Here is a 2,772-nt window from a genome sequence, read left to right as displayed (position 1 = left end):
GTCCGGTCGGCGTCAATTTTGATGGCCGATAGGTGGCCGCGCCGGTTGGTGAATTCTGGCTACCATTTGCTGTTGCGAGGAGCAACCGTCGAGCGACAATTACGACGCTGGGTAATTGTCGCTGGCGCTGGCCGGAAGCGAGGGTTTGAAGCGCATGGGATGGTTGGCATGTAATTGCCGCTGGCGACAATTACCCGTTGCCTCAGCAAGGGTGCTCCCGAGCGCGAAGCCAGCGACAATTATGATGGCCGGTCCGGGGCGCCATTGGGCGGGTCGTAATCGCCGGCGTTGATGCGGGCGACGGCGGAACGCTTGCGGTAGCTTTCGCCGTTCATCTCGATGATGGTCGAGTGGTGCACGAGGCGGTCGATCGCGGCGACAGTCATGGCGGGATCAGGGAAGACGTTGTCCCATGCCGAAAATGGCTGGTTGGCGGTAATGGCGAGCGAGTGGCGTTCGTAGCGGTGGGCGATGAGCTCGAACAAGGCGCTGGTTTCGACCTGGTCCTTGCGGACGTAGGACAGATCGTCGAGCACGATGAGATCGAACTTGTCGAGCTTGTCGAGCATGGCGGGCAAGCTGAGGTCGCGGCGCGCGGACTGGAGCTTCTGGACCATGTCGGTGGTGGAGCAGAACAGGACGCGCCGCCCCGTGTCGATGAGGGCATGGCCAATGGCGGCAACTGCGTGCGTCTTGCCGGTCCCGCTCTGGCCGAACAGCAGCAGGTTGCCGCCGTTCTCGATCCAGTCGTCACCGGCGGCGAGGGACAAGAGGTGCGGTTTGCGGATGCCGGGGGCGGCGTCGAAATCGAAGGTGGCGAAGGTCTTGCCTGCGGGCAAGCCGGACTGGTCGCGATGGCGCTGGATGCGCCGGGAGGAGCGATCAGCCATCTCGATCTCGAGAAGCGAGGCCAGCAGGTTGGCGGCCGGCCAGCCATCGCGATCGGCGGTGTCGGTGAGGCGCTTCCAGTTGCGGTTGATGCTCGGCAGGCGCAAGGCCTTCAGCAGGGTAGGCAGTACGGCGGCGGCCTGATCCTTGGTGCGGGTCATCAGTGCACCTCCCCGCTGGCGATCAGGCTGTTGTAGCTGTGCAGATCGGGTGGCGGGATAGCGACATCGCGCTGCGATCTTGCGGTTGGCAGGAACTCGTCCCTGAGCGCATCGACATCGGGCAAGCGCCCGCTGTCGAGAGCCTCATCGATCCGCCGAGCCAGCACGTCGACACAGTCGCCCCTGGCGGCGATATCGAGCAGCGCGACGGCATCGCGGCAGGCCTGCCGTCCATCGAGTTGGGCATCGAAGGCTTGCCAGGCCCGCCGGTAGGCGTGATCGGGGAAGAGGGCTTCGCGGTAGACGAGGTTGCGCAGTGCACCGGGCTTGCGGCGCAGGTTACCGATCATGTGCCGGAAATCGATGCTATGCCCCCGGTGGGGATGACTGATCCGCACACGCGGCGTGGACATTACCCTGTCTGGACCGAGGAAGAGCTCGATGCGATCGTCAAAGAGATGCGCGTTGAGGCGCCGTCCGACGAGGCGGGAAGGCACCGAATAGGTAACCCGATCGATGGCGACGGTGCCGTTGCGGGTGACATCGACGGTGACCATGGCGAAATCGGTGGTTCGCCTTGCGGGCAGCGCCTTGAGTACCCTGCGTTCTGCATCGATGCGCGCAGCATGCCGCCGGTTCTGTCTGGCGACCTGCGCCTCAACGAACTCGCGCCAGGCCTCGATGCTGACGAAATCGCGGCTGCCCCGCCGGCGTAAGGCCTGATCGAGCCGTCGCTTGAGATGGGCATGGGGACCTTCGATCGATCCGTTCTCGTGCGCCTCGCCGCGGTTGTTGCGGGTAGCAAGCATGCCGTAATGACGACACAGCTCGTCATAGCTTCGGGTGAAATCCCGCTGCGCATCGGCGTCGAGGTTTTTGTAGGCGGCTGACAGGGAATCGCTGCGGTGTTCGGCCGGCGCACCGCCCAGCTTCCACAACGCATCCTGCAGGTGCTCCGAAAGGGCGGCAAAGCTCTCCCCGCCCAGCACGACAGCCGCATGCTCCCAGCCACTCGCCGCCAAGCGGAAGTGGTAGAGGCGATAGGCCAGGGTCTCGCCGGCAACGGTGACCTTGAGACTGTCGCATACCGTGAAATCCGACAGGCCCTGCCGACCGGGCTCATGATGCTGCGGGAAGAAGATCTCCTTCTCGCCGCCGTGCAGTGCCCGCCAGCGGGCGATCCGGCGTTCCAGTGTTCGTCGTATCGCATCGGGAACAGCATCCTCGCCGAACTCGTCCTGGAGCGTCTCGAAGACCGTGACGGCAATGATACCGTCGATCTGGAGCAACTCCTCTATACGTGGCCAGAATGGCTCGAGCGGATCGGCGCGGGTGCGCCAGTGGCGCTCCTTCTTCTTCTGGGACGGAAGCTGCGGATCGTTCTCGATCCGGCGTGCGCTGCGTTCGCTGATACCGGCCTTGGCAGCCGCGACGGCCTGGGTGTGTTGGCGACGATGGGTCATGAAGAGAAATACCTGCTGATCGGAAATGTGGTGGCCCGGCATCGCAAACCCATCGCTCGTTGTTCGATGAGTGTTCCGATACCACCGCCCGCCACAGCCCCGATCTGCCCCCCGAAAGAAGGGGAAAAAGATCGCCACCGGTTGTCTGGTCCGCTCTCCGGTCGGGGCTGCGCCCCTCCCTACGATCAGACCAGACAACCGATCCTACCGGCCATCATAGTCGCCGCTCAACCGGCCATCGTAGTTGTCGCCGCGCAGGT

General features: G+C 64.1%; 2 protein-coding genes. Both read right to left on the bottom strand.

What is annotated here, in order from left to right; all coding sequences use genetic code 11:
* Positions 1-239: 239 nt before the first annotated feature.
* A complete protein-coding gene (istB, locus tag B5X82_RS26025; protein WP_007686496.1) occupies positions 240-1,049 on the bottom strand; it encodes an IS21-like element helper ATPase IstB in 810 nt (269 codons plus the stop codon).
* On the bottom strand, positions 1,049-2,554 hold the full coding sequence (gene istA, locus B5X82_RS26020) for an IS21 family transposase (RefSeq protein WP_007686498.1): 1,506 nt from the start codon (positions 2,552-2,554) through the stop codon (positions 1,049-1,051). The genes istB and istA overlap by 1 nt, the downstream gene beginning before the upstream one ends.
* Between the last annotated feature and the right edge of the window lie 218 nt (positions 2,555-2,772).

This window comes from Rhizorhabdus histidinilytica (assembly GCF_900167915.1).
Taxonomy (GTDB): domain Bacteria; phylum Pseudomonadota; class Alphaproteobacteria; order Sphingomonadales; family Sphingomonadaceae; genus Rhizorhabdus; species Rhizorhabdus histidinilytica.
Note: the sequence above shows the minus strand (reverse complement) of the source record. Positions and strands in the feature narration are given on the sequence as shown.

What these genes read in the sequence shown, in the direction of transcription:
- istB (WP_007686496.1), bottom strand. Translation starts at nt 1,049, where the DNA reads ATGACCCGCACCAAGGATCAGGCCGCCGCCGTACTGCCTACCCTGCTG.
- istA (WP_007686498.1), bottom strand. Translation starts at nt 2,554, where the DNA reads ATGCCGGGCCACCACATTTCCGATCAGCAGGTATTTCTCTTCATGACC.